This window comes from Pseudomonas sp. NFACC42-2, assembly GCF_900116055.1.
GTDB lineage: Bacteria > Pseudomonadota > Gammaproteobacteria > Pseudomonadales > Pseudomonadaceae > Aquipseudomonas > Aquipseudomonas marginalis.
The window spans coordinates 246,603-264,254 of record NZ_FOZO01000005.1 but is presented as its reverse complement, the minus strand read 5'-3'; the positions used below and the strand labels follow the sequence as shown (position 1 = coordinate 264,254).

Below are 17,652 nucleotides of genomic sequence, written 5' to 3'. Positions count from 1 at the left end.
GGGTCACGCCCCCTTGAACTGTTGTGCGCGGGCTCGATCGAGCGCGATGGCTTTGCAGGCCGGATCGTGCAGGTTGCCATTGGTCAAACCGCTGAAACCGTGGATGTCCCCCGTGCCGCCGAATTGCACCAGCTGCACTTCGCGCAGCTCCCCCGGCTCAAAACGCACGGCGGTGCCCGCAGGAATGTCCAGGTGCATGCCGAAGGCGGCGGCGCGCGGGAAATCCAGCGCCTTGTTGACTTCGAAAAAGTGGTAGTGACTGCCGATTTGCACCGGCCGGTCGCCGGTATTGATGGCCCGTACGGTGGTCGTGGGGCGACCGTTGTTGAGTTGTATATCGCCCTCGGGCGAGATGATTTCGCCAGGCGTCGGCATGACGGCCAACGGCAACCGGCCGGGTCGAATCGGCTGATGCACGGTGACCAGTTTGGTGCCATCGGGGAACGTACCTTCCACCTGCAGTACCGGCAGCAGCTCGGCCACGCCGGGCATGACGTCGTCAGTGTTGAGGAGTGTCGAGCCGAAACCGATCAGCTCGGCCACGCTGCGTCCCTCACGGGCACCTTCGAGGATTTCATCGGCAATCAGCGCCGAGGCTTCCGGAAAGTTCAGGCGCAGCCCTTTGGCGCGGCGTTTGCGCGAGAGTTCGGCGGCGGTGTACAGCGTCAGCCGCTCAAGTTCGGTGGGCGTCAGCAGCATGTTCAAGCTCCTGTGTCGGCAGCAGGCGTTTTCGTGCCTGCCACCTCAATTGGCGAAAAGACGGAGGTCCTGGGTTTCGTGCCGCATCACGGCGATCTCGGCCATGGGCGTGAAGCCGCTGGCGTCGTCGAGGGCGAGCGGCGCCTGAGCCAGCAGTTGCAGCAGCAAGGGCTGGATGTCGGTGAGCACCCGCTGCGCATCCACATGCCCCATTACGCCCAGGCGCACAGCGGCACTGACCAATCCGGTGCACAACCCATGGGCGGCGGCGAGTTGGCAGTGCTCGAGTTGCATACCGAGTTGTTGCCACAGCAACCCTTGCAACACCGGCAAATGCCCCGGCGTTGCCCGGGCGAGCACGTGTTGCTGGTAAGCGGCAGCGCCGGGGGTACCGAGCGCGACATGCACGCCCAGCAACGATTGGCCGACGCGACGTGAGCCTTGGCGCAGTTCCTCGACCAGGGTCAGGGCCTCGATGTGACTGTCCAGGTCCATCAGGGTGGTGAGGTCAGCCGCTGCATGCCAGGCGGCGCACAAAAACACCCGGTCAAAACTGTTCCAGCGATGGCGCAGTTGACCTTCGACGAAGGCCCGCACCTGAACGCTGCGATCATTCTGCAGGCCGCGCTGACGGCGCCTGGCAGGGACGGGGTCGGTCAACGAGTCGTTCTGCCCCAGGCGTGCATCGGCCACCAGCGTTTCCAGGCCCCATGACCAGGCAACCGCACCGCCGGGGAAAAAACTGTCGGCCTGTTGCAGCGCCAACAGACTGCTGCGCAACTCGGCCGATGCGGCGTTCATAGGCGCAGCACCCGGCCGTCCGCGAGCAGCGGCGCCAGACGCTCGAGGTAGTCGGCCTCCGGGCCATTCAGCGGGATCCGTAACGCAGTGCCTGCAAAGCGCACGGCCCAGTGCATGTTGCCGGCGAAATACCCCAGCTCCAGCGCTGCGGCAGCGTCCCGCGGTTGCAGGTCGAGAAAGTGCACGTCCTGCATGTGCACGACGATGGCGCGCTGACCGTCGAGCATCAGCACCGAGCCGTTACGCAGCTGCTGATTGCGCTCCAGCCGAATCGCACAGTCGGTGCCGCGATCACTGGCCAGGCGCAGGCGATGACGCTGAATGTCGCTGGCCGACAGGCTGAGGGTTTCGACCAGGCCTGCGTGGCTGAGGTCATGCAAGCGTTCGGCGAGGGCAGGGTCGCTGGCCTGGCCCAGAATGCGGTCGAGGATCAACATGGTGTGTGCTCTCAGGTCTGGTTTCAGATGGTCAGGTAGCGCAGGATGCGCTCGCGGTCGACGGTTTCGCGGACCTCGCTGTGCACGAACTCGCCTTTCTCGATGATCAGGTAACGGTCGGCCACCGCCATCGCAAACGACAGCACCTGTTCGGAGACGATCAGCGAAAACCCCCGTTCTTTTTTCAGCAGGTTCAGGGCCCGGGCGATGTCCTTGATGATCGACGGCTGAATGCCCTCGGTCGGCTCATCCAGGATCAACACTTTGGGGTTGGAGACCAGCGCGCGAGCAATCGCCAGCTGTTGTTGCTGGCCGCCGGAGAGGTTGCCGCCCTTGCGTCGACGCATCTCGAACAGCACCGGGAAGTACTCGTAGATGTAGTCGGGAATCGGTGCGGCAGGGGCGCCCTGCATGCCGGTGAGGATGTTTTCCTCCACCGTCAGGTACGGAAAAATCATCCGCCCCTGCGGCACGAAGCCCACCCCGGCGGCGACCCGCTCATAGCTCTTGCTGGCGCTGAGTTCCCGGCCCGCCAGCGTGATGCTGCCGCTGCGCGCCGGCAGCATGCCCACCAGGCTTCTGAGCAGGGTGGTCTTGCCCATGCCGTTGCGACCCATGATCGCCAGGGACTCGGCTGGTGCGAGGGTCAGGTCGAGATTGCGCAGCACATGGCTGTCGCCGTAATACACGTTCAGGTTATTGACGGTCAGCATGCTCAGTGCCCCAGGTAGACGTCGATGACGCGAGGATCGTTTTGCACCTGATCCATCGAGCCGTAGGCCAGGGTTTTGCCCTGGTGCAGGACGGTGACTTTGTCAGCCACTGACTTCACGAACTCCATGTCGTGCTCGATGATCACCATGGCGCGGCCCTTGGCGATGCGCTTGAGCAGGCCTGCGGTCTTTTCCCGCTCGCCTGCACTCATGCCGGCCACCGGCTCGTCCAGCAGTAACAGTTCCGGGCGCTGCATCAGCAGCATGCCGATCTCCAGCCACTGCTTTTGCCCGTGGGACAACAGCCCGGCTTTGCGCCCCAGCTGGTCCTGCAGGAAAATCATCTCGGCGGTCTGCTCGATCTCTGCTTGCAGGGCCGGGTCTTTGCGGGCGAACAGGCAGTTGAAAATGCCGCGTTTGCCGGGCGACGAGATGTCGAGGTTCTCGCGCACGGTGAGGTCTTCATACACCGAAGGGTTCTGGAACTTGCGCCCAACGCCCGCGCGGGTGATCTGGTATTCGATCATGTTGGCCAGTTGCAGGTCCTTGAAACGAATGCTGCCGGCACTCGGGCGGGTTTTGCCGCAGATCATGTCAAGCAGGGTGGTCTTGCCCGCGCCGTTAGGCCCGATCACCACGTGCACCTGGTTTTCTTCGACATAGAAATTAAGGCTGTCCACTGCCTTGAAACCGTCGAACGACACCGTGAGGTCTTCGACACTCAGCAACAGGCCACTCATGACTGCACCTCCTGTTTGTTGTGGCCAAGGCGTTGCAGCAAACCGGCGAGCCCGGTCGGCAAGAACAGCACCACGCCCATGAACAGGAAACCGATGAAGTACTGCCAGAAGTTGACGAAATTTTCCGACAGGTAGGTTTTGGCCACGCCGATCAACAGCGTGCCGTACACCGCACCGACCAGCGATAGACGCCCGCCAAGGGCTGCGTAAATCACGATTTCGGTCGAAGGAATGATGCCCACCAGGGACGGCGACGCGAGGCCGACCTGCAGGGTGAACATCACCCCGCCGAGCGCGGAGATCAGTGCTGCGACGGCAAAGATGAACGCTTTGAACAGTGCTGTGTTGTAGCCGGAAAACCGTACGCGGTCCTCACGGTCACGGATCGCCACCACCACTTTGCCCAGCCGGCTGCGCAGGATGAACCCGCACAACGCCACGCAGCCCAGCAGCAACAGGGTGGTGATCAGGTACAGAATCCAGGGCGTTTGAGGCGTTTGCAGGCTCAGGCCAAAGGCGGTCTTGAAGTCGGTCAGGCCGTTGACGCCGCCGGTGTAGCCTTGCTGGCCGATGATCATGATCGACATGATCGCCGCCAACGACAGGGTGATGATCGAGAAGTACACGCCGCCCACGCGCTTCTTGAAATACGCGTAGCTGAACACAAACGCGAGCAATGCCGGGAGGACGAGGATCGCGGCAAAGGTGAATGTCGCCGACTCGAAAGGCTTCCACCACCAGGGCAGCGCGTCGACGCTGTTCCAGATCATGAAGTCCGGCAACGCCGAGCCGTAGAAGGCGGCGAGCGCGCTCGCCGCTTCGTCGTTGGCGGTGGCTTCAAGTTTCAGGTACATCGCCATCATGTAGCTGCCAAGGCCAAAGAAGATGCCCTGGCCCAGGCTGAGTATCCCGCCGTAGCCCCAGATCATCACCATCCCCACGGCGCAGAACGCCAGGCTCAGGTATTTGCCGGCCAGGCCCAGGCGAAAGTCGCCCAGGCTCAGGGGCAATATCACCAGCAACAGCAGCGACAGCCAGACCAGGCTGTGGCGCTCGAGCAACGGCAGCAACCTGGTGCGCAGCCGGCGCGTGGTCGGCGTCGACGTGTTGGGGCGGGTGAGGGGCGTCTCAGTCATATCGTTCATCTCAGCGTCTCACTTTCGCGGCGAACAAGCCGTTGGGGCGGAAGAACAGCAGCACGATCACCACCAGCAGCGTGATGGCTTTAGCCATGGACCCGGTGGTGAGGTATTCCAGCGAAATCTGCGTCTGGCCGATGGCGAAGGCCGACAGGAAGGTGCCCAGCAAACTCTCCACCCCGCCAAACACCACGACGATGAAGGTGTCGACCAGGTACTGCTGGCCGCTGACCGGGCCGGTCGAGGCCAGCATGGTGAACGAGCTGCCGGCGATCCCGGCCAGCCCGCAGCCCAGGGCAAACGTGACCGCATCGACACGGGCGGTGTTAATGCCGGCTGCCCCCGCCATGGCGCGGTTCTGGGTCACCGCGCGAATGCGCAGCCCCCAGCGGCTGCGGTACAAAAACAGAAACACGGCGCCGGCGATCACCAGTGTCAGGCCGATGATGAAAATCCGATTGAGCGGCAGTTCCAGGCCTTCGCTGATCTTCCACGCGCCTTGCAGCCATTGCACCGTGGGCACGCTGACTTCCTTGGGGCCGAAGACCTGGCGGAACATCTGCTGCAGCACCAGCGACAGGCCCCAGGTCGCCAGAAGCGTGTCGAGCGGGCGGTTGTACATGAAGCGAATAAAGCAGCGTTCGAGCAGGAAACCGAACGCGAAGGTCACGACGAAGGCCACGCCGATGCCGATCACGAAATACCAGCCCATGTAGTCGGGAAAGTAGCGCGCAAACACCACGGACGTGACGTAGGTCATGTACGACCCCATCGCCATCAACTCGCCGTGGGCCATGTTGATTACGCCCATCAGGCCAAACACGATGGTCAGCCCCAGGGCCATCAGCACCAACACCGAGAACAGCGAAAACCCGCTGAAGACCTGCATCACCAAAATATCGAAAGTCATTGCGTCGCTACCTGTCGCTGCACGTTGGCGGACCGCGTGGGCGGGAGAGGGCGCGAGTCAGATCGCGCCCGACCCTGCATCACAGTTTCGGGAAAGGGTTGGGCTCGATGGGCGCGGACTCGTAGATCACGTCAACCTGGCCCTGGGCGTTGAGGGTGCCGATGCGCGCGCGCTTCCACAGGTGGTGGTTGTCCTTGTGGACCTTGACCTCGCCTTCAGGCGCGTCGAGGGTCAGCTCCGAGGACGCGGCGATCACGGCCGGGACGTCGAAACTGCCGGCTTTTTCCACGGCTTTCTTCCACAGGTACACGGCGGTGTACGCGGCCGCCATTGGGTCGCCGACCACGCGTTTGTCGCCATAGCGGGCCTTGAAGGCGGCGACGAATTTCTCGTTGACCGGGTTTTTCAGGCTCTGGAAGTAGCTCATGCAGGTGAGAAAGCCGGTGAGGTTTTCGGCACCGATGCCGGTGACTTCTTCTTCGGTGACGGCCAGCGCCATCAGCGTCTGGTTGCTGCTGTCGATGCCGGCGGCCTTGAGCTGTTTGTAGAACGCCACGTTTGAGCCACCGACGATGGTCGACAGCACGATGTCGGGCTTGGCGGCCTTGATTTTGTTGATCACCGAGGAGAACTCGATGTTGCCCAGGGGCAGGTAATCCTCACCGACGATGGATCCGCCCTGCTTGGTCACCGACGCCCGTGCCAGCTTGTTGGTGGTGCGCGGCCAGATGTAGTCCGAGCCCACGAGGTAGACGGTCTTGCCTTTGTTGGCCATCAACCAGCTGACGGCTGCCAGGGTTTGCTGCGACGCTTCGGCGCCGGTGTAGATGATGGCCGGGGATTTTTCCAGGCCTTCATAGAACGTCGGGTAATACAGCAACGCCTTGTTGCGTTCGAACACCGGCAATACCGCTTTACGCGACGCCGAGGTGAAGGCGCCGAACGTAGCGACAACGTGATCGTTTTCCAACAGCTTGCGCGCCTTCTCGGCGAAGGTCGGCCAATCGCTGGCACCGTCCTCGACGATCGGTTCGATGGTCTTGCCGAGCACGCCACCGCTGGCGTTGATTTCGTCGATGGCGAGTTTTTCCGCATCCACCACCGAGGCCTCACTGATGGCCATGGTGCCGGTCAGCGAGTGGATGATGCCGACCTTCACGGTCTCGGCTGCCTGCACCTGGCTGACCAGGGAAAACGGCAACAGGCTGAAGGCGCCCAGCAACAGGGCATGCTTGATCAAACGGCGTTTGTCGTTGTGCATTCACTTCTCTCCAGGAATAAAAAAAGCCCGACATCCCGGCTAAATCAATAGTCGGGAAATCAGGCTTCTTGTGCCGAATCTGGCGGGACAGCTGTGTCCGATCCAGTCGTACGCGAGGTGCTTCCCTACTTGCCAAGGGGGCGTAGGGCAAACAGCTGGCGCGATGTCTCTGGAGAGTTATAGCAAGGGCAGTGCCAATTGCGATCAGGGCGTTTTCCGGGCAGTCGAAGGGGCGTGCGAGTGACGCCTGCATCTATTGCCGCGTGTCACTGGCCTGCGCTGCTTTGGCGCGAATGCACCCTGAATGCACCAATACCGTGAGCGTGTGGGCGGCATGGATGGGCTCCACGGCAAGGATTGAAACCGGCCGGCGCCGCGGGTGCAGCTCGTCCATGGCGTGTGGCCCACTATCTGCATGAGCGACAGGCAACACCCTCGCAGGGTCCCTTGTCACACGCCCATCCTCGGCAGGTGTGGAAGGCCCCTCGCATGACTGGCCCTGACAGTGTTGTCGCGCCAGCCCCAGGCACAACCCGCCTGAGAGCAGCCATTTTGTTATACGGCGTCTCGCTCAATCATTATTTGCACAGGCCTCCAGACCCCCATCCACGAGCGGGTGTCTTTTCTCACGTTGAACAAGGTTGATAGGCATGGTTGACCAGTCGATCCGCATAGGCGGTCTGTTTTCCGATACCGGTGTCACGGCGGCTGCCGAGGGCTCGACGATGCGCGGCGCGCAGTTCGCAATTGCGCAGATCAATGCGGCAGGCGGGGTCGGTGGTCGCCCGCTGCAGTTGATCACCCGTAACCCCGATTCAACGCCTGCGCTGTACGCCATGCACATCGAATCGCTGATCCGCGAAGAACACCTGCGGTTTTTCTTTGGTTGCTACACTTCGGCTGCACGCAAGGCGGCACTGCCGATTGTCGAGCGCTACGACGCCCTGTTGCTGTACCCGGTGTATTACGAAGGTTTCGAGTATTCGCGCAACATCATCTACACCGGCGCCACACCGAATCACAATGCCCTGCCGCTGGGCAATTACATGCTCGACAACTTCGGCAATCGCGTGTTGATGATCGGTTCCGAGTACGTCTACCCGTACGAAACCAATCGCTTGATGAGCGACCTGTTGTACGAGCGTGGCGGTACCAAGCTGGGCGAGTATTACCTGCCGCTGAAAAACGCACGTCCGGAAGATTTTGCCAAGCTGATGGTCAAGGCCAGGGAGCTCAATCCCTCGTTTATTTTCTCGACGGTCGTCGGCGAAACCATGGGGCATTTGTACCAGGCCTACGCCGATGCAGGCTTCGACCCTTCGGTGATGCCGATTGCCAGCCTGACGACCAGCGAAACCGACATCCAGCAAATGGGGATTCACCTGGGGGCGGGACATATTTCGGCGGCTACGTATTTTCAGTCGGTGGACACGCCGACCAACCGCCAATGCATCGCCCAATACCGCGAGTTGTTTGGTCAACACCAGGTCACTGACCGTTGCTGGGAGGCGGCGTACTTTCAGGTGCACTTGCTGGCCAAGGCGATCGTTCGAGCTGGCAGCACGCAAGTGGAGGATGTGCTGCAGGCCATGCGCGGGCTGGAATTCGAAGCGCCACAAGGACGCATTCGGGTCGATGCCAACAATCACCACACGTACCTGTTTTCGCGGATTGGCCGGGCCAACGTCGAGGGCCAATTCGACATCCTTTACGAAAGCCAGAGTGCACTCAAGCCTGACCCTTACGCCATTGCACCCAATTTCAATGAATGGTCCGGCTCGGTGGGGAGACGTCCATGACCTTGCGCGCCGCCAAGAAACGCCTGCGCAACGACAGCGCCACAGGTATCAAGGACCTGCGCGACGTCAGCGTATTGGTGATGCACCCGGATGACGAGGATGGACGCAACCTGATCGAGCAGTTGCAGCGCATCGGTTGTCAGGTGCGTGTGCAATGGCCGATCCCGGAGCGCTTGAGCGCCGAGGCGGACGTGATCGTGTTGGCGGTGTCGCCGGAAAGCCTGTCGACCAACACGCCATGGCTGTTGCACGCCAGCACGCCGCCGATCATTCCGGTAATTGCCTATGAGAACCCGATCATCGTTGAGGCATTGGTGCAGTTGAACGCTTGCTCTGTCATTCCTTCGCCCGTGAAGTCGTTCGGGTTGCTGACCGCTTTGGCGATCACGCTGAGTCAGTCACGCAAGGCCCGCGAACGGGAACGACACGTCAAGCGCCTGGAAGGGCGCATGGCGGTCATGCGCACCGTGCAACAGGCGAAAATAATCCTTATCGAAACCAAGGGCATGTCGGAGACCGATGCCTACAACGCCTTGCGAGATCAAGCCATGGCCAAGCGCGAACCGGTGGAAAAAATCGCCGAAGCGCTGGTCAAGGCCCATGAGTTGTTCCGACAAGCCTGTTCCTGAACAGCCTTTGAGCATCAAGCTTGTGAGGGCTTGATCCTCTTCTGCGTGGACGTTTGCCATACGCCTCCCTTGGCAGGTATGGATCACCGCGTGGCGACCGGCGTGGACAATGGAGTCCTCCGGAGCGAGCCGTAACCTGTGCAGTGGGCACGGGTGGCGCGCGTCAATGATCGCCCGAGATCGGGTGGTTCTTAACGTCATTTGGAGAACACCATGTCCGTAAAACGCCCCAGCAAAGCCGACTTTCTGATTGCCGCCGAAGACCACGGTTATCACCTGACAGATAGCCAGATGGAGGCCTTCCTCAACCTGGCCGATGAAACGTTGAATTCCTACGAAGCCATCGATGCGCTCTACGCTGCCAACGTCGCGCAGCAACCGCCTGAACGCGAATACAACAAAGCCGCCGAGGCAGACAACCTGCACGGCGCCTGGTACGTGAAAACCCGAATCGTCGGCGCGGCGCAAGGCCCGTTGGCCGGCAGGACGGTGGTCATCAAGGACAATGTGTCGGTGGCTGGCGTGCCCATGGCTAACGGCTCATTGAGCCTGGACGGTTATATCCCGTCCGAAGACGCCACTGTGGTCAAACGCTTGCTGGCGGCCGGGGCCACGGTGGTGGGCAAGTCGGTGTGTGAAGACTTGTGTTTTTCCGGGGCGAGTTTTACCTCCGCCAGCGGCCCGGTTAAAAACCCCTGGGACCTGACGCGCAACGCAGGCGGCTCGTCCAGCGGCAGTGCGGTGCTGGTGGCGCTTGGCCAAGTCGACATGGCCATTGGCGGCGATCAGGGCGGTTCGATCCGGATGCCGTCGGCCTGGAGCGGCATCGTCGGGCACAAACCGACTTACGGCCTGGTGCCTTACACCGGCGCTTTTCCGATTGAGCGGACCATCGACCATGTGGGCCCGATGGCCAATAACGTACGTGATGTGGCAGCGATGCTCGATGTCATTGCGGGGGCCGATGGGCTTGATTCCCGGCAGAAAAATCCGCCAGCGGTCAACTGCCTCGCGACGCTGGAGCAGGGCGTGGCCGGCTTGAAAATCGGCTTGCTGCGAGAAGGTTTTGCGATCCCGGGAATGTCCGAGCCGCAGGTGGACGCCCTGGTCAAGGCGGCGGTTGCCCAGCTTGAAAGCCTGGGCGCCAGTGTCGGCGAAGCAAGCGCGCCGTGGCACACCGGCGTGGCGTTGGATCTGTGGAACGTGATTGCCACTGACGGCGCGGCGTATCAGATGCTGCAGGGCAATGGTTACGGCATGAACGTCGACGGTTATTACGACCCGGACATCATGAGTTACTTCGGCGAAAAACGCCGCGAACACGCCGATGCGTTGTCCAGTAGCGTGCGAGCGGTTGCGTTGACCGGTCACTACAGCCTGAAAAACCTGCATGGCGCCTACTACGCCAAGGCGCGGATGCTGGTACCGGAACTGACGCGCCAGTACGACGAGGCATTCAAGGATTTTGACGTATTGGTAATGCCCACCATGCCCTTCGTAGCCACGCCGTTGACCGCCGCGGACGCCCCCGTCGAGGAGTACGTGCACAGTGCACTGGACATGCTCGCCAATACCGCGCCGTTTGACCTCACGGGGCACCCCGCGACATCGATCCCGGCGGGGCTTGCGGACGGTTTGCCGGTCGCCATGATGATCGTTGCTCCGCGCTTCCAGGACGCCCTCGCACTGCGCGTTGCCCAGGCCTACGAACACGCCCGTGGCGTATTCCCTAAACCCCCGGCGCTGTAAACCGATGGCCTGCCCAGGCGCTGGCGAATACGTTCGCTGGCGACTGGGCCTGGAATGGCCATCGCGCAACGCCTGCTGTCAGAAGGCTGGCGTGTGCAGGGGCTGAGTCGCCGCGCTGCCGGTATCGACCATCCGCGCTTTCACTGGACTGAATGCGATCTGAGTGACTTGCAGGCCTTGGATCAAGCCTTGCAGCCCATCGAAACGGTGGATGCCATCGTCCACGCGGCAGGTTTCATGCGTACCGCCCCGTTGGGGCAGTTGCAGCCGCAGGATGGCCAAGCCATGTGGCAGGTTCACGTGGCGGCGGCGAGCCATTTGGTCAACACCCTGCACGCCAGGCTGCACCCCGGCGCCCGAATCGTGATGATCGGCAGCCGCACGATGCAAGGCGTCGTGAAAAAGACCTGCGCGGGGTCTTTAGCCGGCTGCAAGTATTCTGTTAATCCCTGGAACCACATCACCTCGACAAAATCACCGCTGATTTTCAGATCGCCTGTACGCAACCCCGTCAGGAATTCATCCTTGCTGTCTTTAGCCGACAGAATGGCGAAGCCTCTTTCTGTGTTTCTGAACGACAGCGTGAATGCCGGCTTTTGCGTTAAACCTGCGGCGGATTTTATCTTTCCGTTCGCAACGGTGAAGTAGCGACCCACGCCATTCTCTGTTCGAATCTGAAAGACCAACGACTTGCCTTTAACAAATTTTGCGCAGCCGGGGTTTTTCTTGATGGCCCGCTGTAACAGCTTGGTCAGCGCCCACAACAAAAATTTAAACTTCAGCATGATGTGCTGGCTCCGTAAGTTGTCATTCGCTGAGGAACGCGATGGCGTGTTTCAGAAAGCGCTCAGGGCATTGGAATTGAGCGCCGTGGCCCGCATCCGGGTACAGGAATAACTGGGCGTTCGGGATGTTCTGGGCCATGTACCAGGAGTTGACTGTTGGAATCATGACGTCATTCATGCCGTTCAGGATGAACGTTGGCTGTTTGATAGCGCGCAGATGATTGAAGGGATCATTTGGGTCCAGCTTGGGCATAAAGTGCATGTGGGCTTCGATCTGTGCCTGCATCACCTGCACAGAGCTGGGTGGATCCTGGTCGACACGCTGATGACGGCGCTCCCAGAACTCGAGCCCTGCCTGCCGCGCCGCCTCGGAGCGACCGAAAAACAGAAACAGAAAATCGTCCACTGTGGGAATGGGCCGTGGTGCGGCCTCCAGCACGCCAGGGTCTGAGTCCGGATTACCGCCACGAGGCCCGGTACCCAGCAGCATCAGTTTGCGCACGAGGTCGGGATGGCGTCGTGTCAGGTCCTGGGCGATAAAACCGCCAAGCGAGAAACCCAGCACATCGACTGTTGATAGACCGAGTGCGCGGATCACTGCGGCAGCGTCGTCGGCCATCAGCTCAATTCGGTTACGCGGCTCTCCGGAAGAAGATGCAATGCCGCGACCGTTGTAGAGGATGACCTCGCGCCCTGCCGCCAGCCCATCCGTCATGATGGGGTCCCAATGATCCATGCCGCCACGGAAATGCTGGAGGAGGAACAGCGGAGGCTGATCTGTCCTGTCATTGCCCCAGCGGCGATAGGCAAATGTCTCGCCATCGACGTCGATATACAGGGTAGGGGCGGTTAGATGGCTATGGCTCATTTTGAAGTCCTCCAAGGGGTTGTCATCTGATGCAGCAAACCATGGCTGTTTGGGGACAGATTGCACCCGCGCGCGTTGTCCGTACCGGGCTCGATGTCTGGTTGCACTGTGACGGGTGTTGACGGAGCAATGCGACTTCGCAGCGTTACTGCTGCAACATCAAGCTACGCCAGACGATTACAGGCTGAGCCGCGTCTTCAGGTACTTTGCTGGTCGGTGACTGCGCAGGTGTCGCTTCGTCACGTTGTGGCGCTTGATCCTGATGTGGGCCTGTGTGTCCTGTATCGGGTGGTGCGGCTGCGGTTGATTCAACGCACTCATTGATGTCGCACTTATCGTTATTCAACTTCATCTTTCCAGCCTTTTGCGCGCTCCTGCCTTACCCCTTGTGCCCCCAGTCGTGATCGTTCTGTAATCGACGCTGGCTCGTTTGGTGCCAGAACACAGGTAACGACACCAAGCGCGCCATTTATACGGAGTTACCTGGACCTTCCTGGATACAAGCTTCGGTCACGCAGTGAGAGGGATGCACAAATAAAACCTGGCCCGGTCAGGCCCTGCCTAGTTGGTGGCAGCGCTTGATTCGGCCAGTGTCGGGTAGTCGATGTAGCCCGTCGCACCGCCGCCGTAGAGGGTGGTGGGGTCGAAGGCGGACAGCGGCGCACCGGCCTTGAGCCGCTCCACCAGATCCGGGTTGCCGATAAACGGGCGGCCAAAGGCGATGAGGTCAGCCTTGTCCTGCGCAAGCCGCGAGTTGGCCAGGTTTTGGTCGTAGCCATTGTTGGCGATGTAGGTGTTCTGGAAGCGCTGGCGCAACGCGTCGAAATCAAACGGCGCCACGTCGCGTGGCCCACCGGTCGCGCCTTCGACGACGTGCAGGTAAACGATGTCGAGCGCATTGAGTTGGTCGACGATGTAATCGAACTGAGCCTGCGGCTCACTGCTCGACACACCATTGGCGGGCGAGACCGGCGACAGGCGAATGCCCGTGCGGTCCGCGCCAATCTCGGCGACCACGGCAGCGGTCACTTCCAGCAACAGGCGCGCACGATTTTCGATCGAACCGCCGTAGGCATCGGTACGCTGGTTGGCGCCGTCCTTGATGAATTGATCGAGTAAATAGCCGTTTGCACCGTGGATTTCCACGCCGTCGAAGCCGGCCGCAATGGCGTTTGCCGCCGCTTGGCGGAAATCGTTGACGATGCCTGGCAGTTCGTCGAGTTCGAGTGCGCGTGGCTCGGACACGTCGGCAAAGCCGTTATTGACGAAGGTCTTGGTCTGGGCACGGATGGCCGACGGCGCTACTGGGGCGGCACCGCCCGGTTGCAGGTCCACATGGGAAACCCGGCCAACGTGCCACAGCTGCACAAAAATCTTGCCGCCCTTGGCATGCACCGCTTCGGTGACCCGGCGCCAGCCGTCGATCTGCGCCTGGGTGTAAAGACCGGGTGTGTCTTGGTAACCCTGGGCCTGCGCCGAAATCTGGGTGGCCTCGGTGATCAGCAGCCCGGCTGAAGCGCGCTGGCTGTAGTAAGTGGGGGCGAACTCGCTGGGCACCAGTCCAGTGCCGGCGCGATTGCGCGTCAGGGGCGCGAGCACGATGCGGTTGGCGAGGGTCAGTGAGCCAAGGGTATAAGCAGTAAACAGATTTTGATCGGTCATGTGAGGTGTCTTCTGTGGCTGTGGCGAAAGAGCGATTTGGCTTGTCTTTATGATGGTGATCATAATCAAAGCTGTCAATTATTTTGATTGCAATCAACATCTATGTACTATGGCGTAGGTTTTTTGTGCAAATTCGAGGTATCGCAGGTGAAAGTGACCAAAGCGCAGGCGCAGGCAAATCGCGAGCACATCGTCGAGACGGCCTCCGTGTTGTTTCGTGAGCGGGGGTTTGACGGCGTAGGTTTGGTGGATCTCATGGGGGCCGCCGGGTTCACCCACGGAGGTTTCTACAAACATTTCGGCTCAAAGGCCGATTTGATGGCCGAGGCTGCAGCCAGCAGTCTTTCCCGGTCGCTCGCCGGCACCGAGGCGCTTGATATTCAGACGTTCATCGATATCTACGTGTCGAGGGATCACCGTGACCGGCGTGGCGAGGGCTGCACCATGGCGGCCCTGTGTGGAGACGCCGCGCGTCAGTCGGATGAGCTGAAGCGTGCATTCGCCGAAGGCATAGACCGCATGCTGCAAGCGCTGGTGCAAAAGTCTCCGACCGTCGAAAACGCTGCGCCGGGCGAGACGAGAGCGAAGATGATCGACGTACTGGCTCATGCCGTTGGCGCGATGGTGTTGTCGCGAGCGTGTCCGGATGATTCGCCGCTCGCCGATGAAATACTCGAGGTTTGCCACGCCCGGATATCGGCTTCCTTGCCGGTCTCGCCAGGCAGCGAGCAATAGTCCGGGAGACCTCAAGCGCGCCTGCCGATGCGCTTCATGGGCGTGCGAGAGAGCAAGCGGTCGATCCTCGGTTGATCATCGATTTTCGCCAGCAGAGGCAGCGCCTCGGACAACAGCGCGTGGTGGCACTGGAAAACCCCGCCGCCCCGTCACGCGTTCACGTCAACGATGGTGCGCCCCTGAATTTTCCCTGCGAGCACGCGGCTGGCGATGTCAGGAACATCGCCGAGGCCAACCACCTTTGAGGTTCGGGCAAGCTTGTCCAGATCCAGGTCACTGGCAAGGCGCGACCAAGCCTGCAGCCGTATCTGCTGAGGCGCATTGACCGAATCAATGCCAGCAAGGGTGATGTTGCGCAGGATGAAGGGGAGCACAGAGGCGGGCAGATCCGCGCCTTGTGCAAGTCCGAAGGCCGCGACCACGCCACGATACCGGGTATGCGCCAGCACGTTAGCCAACGTATGGCTGCCGACCGAGTCAATGGCGCCCGCCCAGCGCTCTTCGGAAATCGGTGCGCCCGGTGCGGACAGGGTGTGGCGGTCGATGATTTCGTTCGCGCCGAGCGCGCGCAGGTAATCGGCTTCTTCAAGCCGCCCGGTCGATGCGATCACGCGATAGCCCAGTTTGGACAGCAGGGCAATCGCCACCGATCCAGAGCCGCCATTGGCGCCGGTCACCAGGATGTCGCCGCGCGCAGGCGTCAGACCGCCATGTTCCAGTGCCAGCACGGACAGCATTGCGGTGTACCCCGCTGTGCCGATGGCCATGGCATCCCGGGCCGAAAACGCTGCGGGAATCTTGACCAGCCAATCACCGCTCACCCGTGCCCTCTGGGCGAAGCCGCCGTGGTGAGTCTGGCTGAGCCCCCAGCCGTTGGCCAGCACACGGTCGCCGGCCACAATGCCGGGATAGGTCGACGACTCTACGACCCCGGCAAAGTCGATCCCCGGAATCAGCGGAAACTTGCGGATGATCGGTGACCGGCCACTGAGCGCCATCGCGTCCTTGTAGTTCACCGTTGAGTATTCGACCGCGACGGTGACGTCGCCCGGCATCAAATCCTCGTCCTCAAAGTCAACCAAGCGGGTTGAAAGGGTGTCACCGGTCTTGCTGGCGAGCAGTGCCTTGAATGTCATCGTCTTCTCCTGGTCAGGTGACCACGTGCGTTGTGCTAAATCAGTTGACCCAGCTGGAAAACCTTGGGTTCGCCTGCGACCCACCTGAGGGTCGTTGAAGGTGACGATGCCCTTGTCCTTGGGCGTCCCGGCGAGGTTTTCCTGGACCATAGCGGCACACTCGAAGGCCAAGCCCGCCTCGACGAAAGCAGGTGGGCGCGGTCAGATGGGCGCGCGAAATTCCAGCACCCTTGTGAGGCAAGTACTTCAATGATGTCGATCATAATCTTCGTCGTCAAGATCTTTGATTGCGATTGACATCAATGAGGGCTATAGGCTTCACTGCTGGTCTATCTACACAGATCTTGAAGATGCAAGTCACTAAAGCGCAGGGGAACGCTATCGAGGCGGTCATGCGCCCAGTCGATCCCGACAACAGGGCCGATTCAATTGACGGAGCACAGCATGAAGTACACATCATTTGGAAAGACCGGTTTGCAGGTTTCACAGGTGGCGCTCGGCACGGGCAACTTCGGCACAGGCTGGGGTTATGGCGCCGATCCCGACGCCAGCAAAGCTGTGTTCAACGCTTATGCCGAAGCTGGCGGCAACTTCATCGATTCGGCTGACGTCTACCAATTCGGGCAATCCGAAGAACTGCTCGGTACATTGCTGGAAGGGCGGCGTGAGGATTTTGTGCTCGCCACCAAGTTCAGCAGTGGCGCAGTGCAGAATGCGAACCGACTGGTCACCGGCAACAGCCGTAAGGCCATGGTGGCTTCCGTAGAGGCAAGCCTGAAACGGCTCAAAACCGATCGGATTGATATTTACTGGGCGCATCACCCGGATGGCACCACGCCCCTTGAGGAAATCGTCCGAGGCTTCGAGGACCTGGCGCGTGCCGGCAAGATCCTGTACGCGGGCCTGTCGAACTTCCCCGCCTGGCGCCTCGCCCGTGCGGTCACGCTGGCCGAACTGTCCCATGCCGTTCCGATTGCGGCTGCGCAGTTCGAACATAGCTTGGTGCATCGCGAGCCCGAGGCCGATTTGTTCAAGGCATCGCATGCGCTCGGTCTCGGCATCGTGACGTGGTCGCCCCTGGGGGGCGGTATGTTGACCGGAAAGTACCGGCAAGGTGAAAAGGGGCGCGCTGAAGGGTTCGCAGGGCGTGTGTTCCAGCCGGAGAACTCGGCACAGCGCACGCAGACGCTGGACGCGGTAGTCGCTATAGCGGGTGAACACGGCGTCAGCCCGGGCCAGGTTGCCATTGCTTGGGCAGGCACGCATGGTGCGGTTCCCATCATCGGCCCGCGCTCACTTGGCCAACTTACCGATAACCTTGGAGCGCTGACACTGCAGCTCTCTGCGGAGCAAATTGGTCGACTTGACAGCGTGAGTGACCTGGCGCCGTCGGCAGTAGCCAGGGTACCTGTTGCTTGGGCTGACGGCGCTCCAGGGCGTGTCGTTGCCTGACCTGTGAAGGTGCGATGCGAACGCGCGGTCAATGAGGGTTAAGCCTGGAGTCAGTGCGAGGACGAACCAAGCCAAGCCGACGACGCGGGTTTCGGCTATCGGCATGTTCTCGCATCAATCCATGGCTCGCGCTGGGT

The 17,652-nt window shown here is 61.0% G+C and carries 17 protein-coding genes and 1 pseudogene; 6 read left to right on the top strand and 12 right to left on the bottom strand.

The features are described from left to right. Positions 1-3: 3 nt before the first annotated feature. The 8 genes from BM416_RS13645 to urtA all read right to left on the bottom strand — a co-directional run bounded on the left by BM416_RS13645 (position 4) and on the right by urtA (position 6,700). A complete protein-coding gene (locus BM416_RS13645) occupies positions 4-699 on the bottom strand; it encodes an urease subunit beta (RefSeq protein ID WP_092488403.1) in 696 nt (231 codons plus the stop codon). 45 nt (positions 700-744) lie between these two features. Further along, on the bottom strand, positions 745-1,500 hold the full coding sequence (locus BM416_RS13640) for an urease accessory protein UreF (protein ID WP_092488402.1): 756 nt from the start codon (positions 1,498-1,500) through the stop codon (positions 745-747). Further along, positions 1,497-1,937 (bottom strand): urease accessory protein UreE, encoded by a 441-nt coding sequence (gene ureE, locus BM416_RS13635; RefSeq protein ID WP_092488401.1) that lies wholly within the window; start codon positions 1,935-1,937, stop codon positions 1,497-1,499. Before ureE ends, BM416_RS13640 begins: the two co-directional genes overlap by 4 nt. A 23-nt stretch (positions 1,938-1,960) precedes the next feature. Beyond that, complete coding sequence (gene urtE / locus BM416_RS13630) at positions 1,961-2,650, bottom strand: urea ABC transporter ATP-binding subunit UrtE (protein WP_092488400.1); 690 nt, start codon at positions 2,648-2,650, stop codon at positions 1,961-1,963. A gap of 2 nt (positions 2,651-2,652) precedes the next feature. Next, positions 2,653-3,390 (bottom strand): urea ABC transporter ATP-binding protein UrtD, encoded by a 738-nt coding sequence (urtD, locus tag BM416_RS13625; protein WP_027603387.1) that lies wholly within the window; start codon positions 3,388-3,390, stop codon positions 2,653-2,655. Beyond that, a complete protein-coding gene (urtC, locus tag BM416_RS13620) occupies positions 3,387-4,535 on the bottom strand; it encodes an urea ABC transporter permease subunit UrtC (protein WP_092488399.1) in 1,149 nt (382 codons plus the stop codon). Before urtC ends, urtD begins: the two co-directional genes overlap by 4 nt. A 1-nt stretch (position 4,536) precedes the next feature. Continuing rightward, entirely contained in the window at positions 4,537-5,439 is a 903-nt protein-coding gene (urtB, locus tag BM416_RS13615) for an urea ABC transporter permease subunit UrtB (RefSeq protein WP_092488398.1), read from the bottom strand. Between the two features lie 79 nt (positions 5,440-5,518). Then, positions 5,519-6,700: an urea ABC transporter substrate-binding protein gene (gene urtA / locus BM416_RS13610; RefSeq protein ID WP_065926081.1), complete on the bottom strand. Its 1,182-nt coding sequence runs from the start codon at positions 6,698-6,700 to the stop codon at positions 5,519-5,521. Positions 6,701-7,350: 650 nt separating this feature from the next. On the opposite strand from urtA, the gene BM416_RS13605 reads away from it, so the two are divergent. From BM416_RS13605 to BM416_RS31180, 4 genes and pseudogenes are all read left to right on the top strand, one after another. Further along, positions 7,351-8,499 carry a transporter substrate-binding domain-containing protein gene (locus BM416_RS13605; RefSeq protein WP_092488397.1) on the top strand — a complete coding sequence of 383 codons (1,149 nt, stop codon included), beginning with the start codon at positions 7,351-7,353 and terminating at the stop codon, positions 8,497-8,499. Then, entirely contained in the window at positions 8,496-9,128 is a 633-nt protein-coding gene (locus BM416_RS13600) for an ANTAR domain-containing response regulator (RefSeq protein ID WP_090404594.1), read from the top strand. Before BM416_RS13605 ends, BM416_RS13600 begins: the two co-directional genes overlap by 4 nt. Positions 9,129-9,341: 213 nt before the next feature. Continuing rightward, on the top strand, positions 9,342-10,877 hold the full coding sequence (locus BM416_RS13595; RefSeq protein WP_092488396.1) for an amidase: 1,536 nt from the start codon (positions 9,342-9,344) through the stop codon (positions 10,875-10,877). A gap of 54 nt (positions 10,878-10,931) precedes the next feature. Continuing rightward, positions 10,932-11,222, top strand: a pseudogene (locus BM416_RS31180) (NAD-dependent epimerase/dehydratase family protein); the annotation flags it as partial. Here the strand turns inward: BM416_RS31180 and BM416_RS31175 are convergent. From BM416_RS31175 to BM416_RS13575, 3 genes are all read right to left on the bottom strand, one after another. Next, entirely contained in the window at positions 11,174-11,662 is a 489-nt protein-coding gene (locus BM416_RS31175) for an SCP2 sterol-binding domain-containing protein (RefSeq protein WP_371856054.1), read from the bottom strand. The pseudogene BM416_RS31180 and the gene BM416_RS31175 sit on opposite strands and share 49 nt — an antisense overlap. A 22-nt stretch (positions 11,663-11,684) precedes the next feature. Further along, positions 11,685-12,530, bottom strand: coding sequence for an alpha/beta fold hydrolase (locus BM416_RS13580; RefSeq protein ID WP_092488395.1), 846 nt, complete (start codon positions 12,528-12,530; stop codon positions 11,685-11,687). 561 nt (positions 12,531-13,091) lie between these two features. Further along, the gene (locus BM416_RS13575; protein WP_092488394.1) at positions 13,092-14,192 is read right to left on the bottom strand and encodes an alkene reductase; all 1,101 of its coding nucleotides are present in this window, start codon (positions 14,190-14,192) and stop codon (positions 13,092-13,094) included. A 147-nt stretch (positions 14,193-14,339) separates the two neighbouring features. Between BM416_RS13575 and BM416_RS13570 the strand changes: the two genes are divergently transcribed. Then, positions 14,340-14,927, top strand: coding sequence for a TetR/AcrR family transcriptional regulator (locus BM416_RS13570; RefSeq protein WP_092488448.1), 588 nt, complete (start codon positions 14,340-14,342; stop codon positions 14,925-14,927). Positions 14,928-15,076: 149 nt separating this feature from the next. Here the strand turns inward: BM416_RS13570 and BM416_RS13565 are convergent, their stop codons facing one another. Beyond that, positions 15,077-16,063, bottom strand: coding sequence for an acrylyl-CoA reductase (NADPH) (locus BM416_RS13565; RefSeq protein ID WP_092488393.1), 987 nt, complete (start codon positions 16,061-16,063; stop codon positions 15,077-15,079). Between the two features lie 444 nt (positions 16,064-16,507). Between BM416_RS13565 and BM416_RS13555 the strand changes: the two genes are divergently transcribed. After that, entirely contained in the window at positions 16,508-17,515 is a 1,008-nt protein-coding gene (locus tag BM416_RS13555; RefSeq protein WP_092488391.1) for an aldo/keto reductase, read from the top strand. Positions 17,516-17,652: the final 137 nt, after the last annotated feature.

Bases quoted from the DNA above. Each gene is read 5' to 3' on its own strand.
- BM416_RS13645 (WP_092488403.1), bottom strand. From the start codon at position 699: ATGCTGCTGACGCCCACCGAACTTGAGCGGCTGACGCTGTACACCGCC.
- BM416_RS13640 (WP_092488402.1), bottom strand. From the start codon at position 1,500: ATGAACGCCGCATCGGCCGAGTTGCGCAGCAGTCTGTTGGCGCTGCAA.
- ureE (WP_092488401.1), bottom strand. From the start codon at position 1,937: ATGTTGATCCTCGACCGCATTCTGGGCCAGGCCAGCGACCCTGCCCTC.
- urtE (WP_092488400.1), bottom strand. From the start codon at position 2,650: ATGCTGACCGTCAATAACCTGAACGTGTATTACGGCGACAGCCATGTG.
- urtD (WP_027603387.1), bottom strand. From the start codon at position 3,390: ATGAGTGGCCTGTTGCTGAGTGTCGAAGACCTCACGGTGTCGTTCGAC.
- urtC (WP_092488399.1), bottom strand. From the start codon at position 4,535: ATGAACGATATGACTGAGACGCCCCTCACCCGCCCCAACACGTCGACG.
- urtB (WP_092488398.1), bottom strand. From the start codon at position 5,439: ATGACTTTCGATATTTTGGTGATGCAGGTCTTCAGCGGGTTTTCGCTG.
- urtA (WP_065926081.1), bottom strand. From the start codon at position 6,700: ATGCACAACGACAAACGCCGTTTGATCAAGCATGCCCTGTTGCTGGGC.
- BM416_RS13605 (WP_092488397.1), top strand. From the start codon at position 7,351: ATGGTTGACCAGTCGATCCGCATAGGCGGTCTGTTTTCCGATACCGGT.
- BM416_RS13600 (WP_090404594.1), top strand. From the start codon at position 8,496: ATGACCTTGCGCGCCGCCAAGAAACGCCTGCGCAACGACAGCGCCACA.
- BM416_RS13595 (WP_092488396.1), top strand. From the start codon at position 9,342: ATGTCCGTAAAACGCCCCAGCAAAGCCGACTTTCTGATTGCCGCCGAA.
- BM416_RS31175 (WP_371856054.1), bottom strand. From the start codon at position 11,662: ATGCTGAAGTTTAAATTTTTGTTGTGGGCGCTGACCAAGCTGTTACAG.
- BM416_RS13580 (WP_092488395.1), bottom strand. From the start codon at position 12,530: ATGAGCCATAGCCATCTAACCGCCCCTACCCTGTATATCGACGTCGAT.
- BM416_RS13575 (WP_092488394.1), bottom strand. From the start codon at position 14,192: ATGACCGATCAAAATCTGTTTACTGCTTATACCCTTGGCTCACTGACC.
- BM416_RS13565 (WP_092488393.1), bottom strand. From the start codon at position 16,063: ATGACATTCAAGGCACTGCTCGCCAGCAAGACCGGTGACACCCTTTCA.
- BM416_RS13555 (WP_092488391.1), top strand. From the start codon at position 16,508: ATGAAGTACACATCATTTGGAAAGACCGGTTTGCAGGTTTCACAGGTG.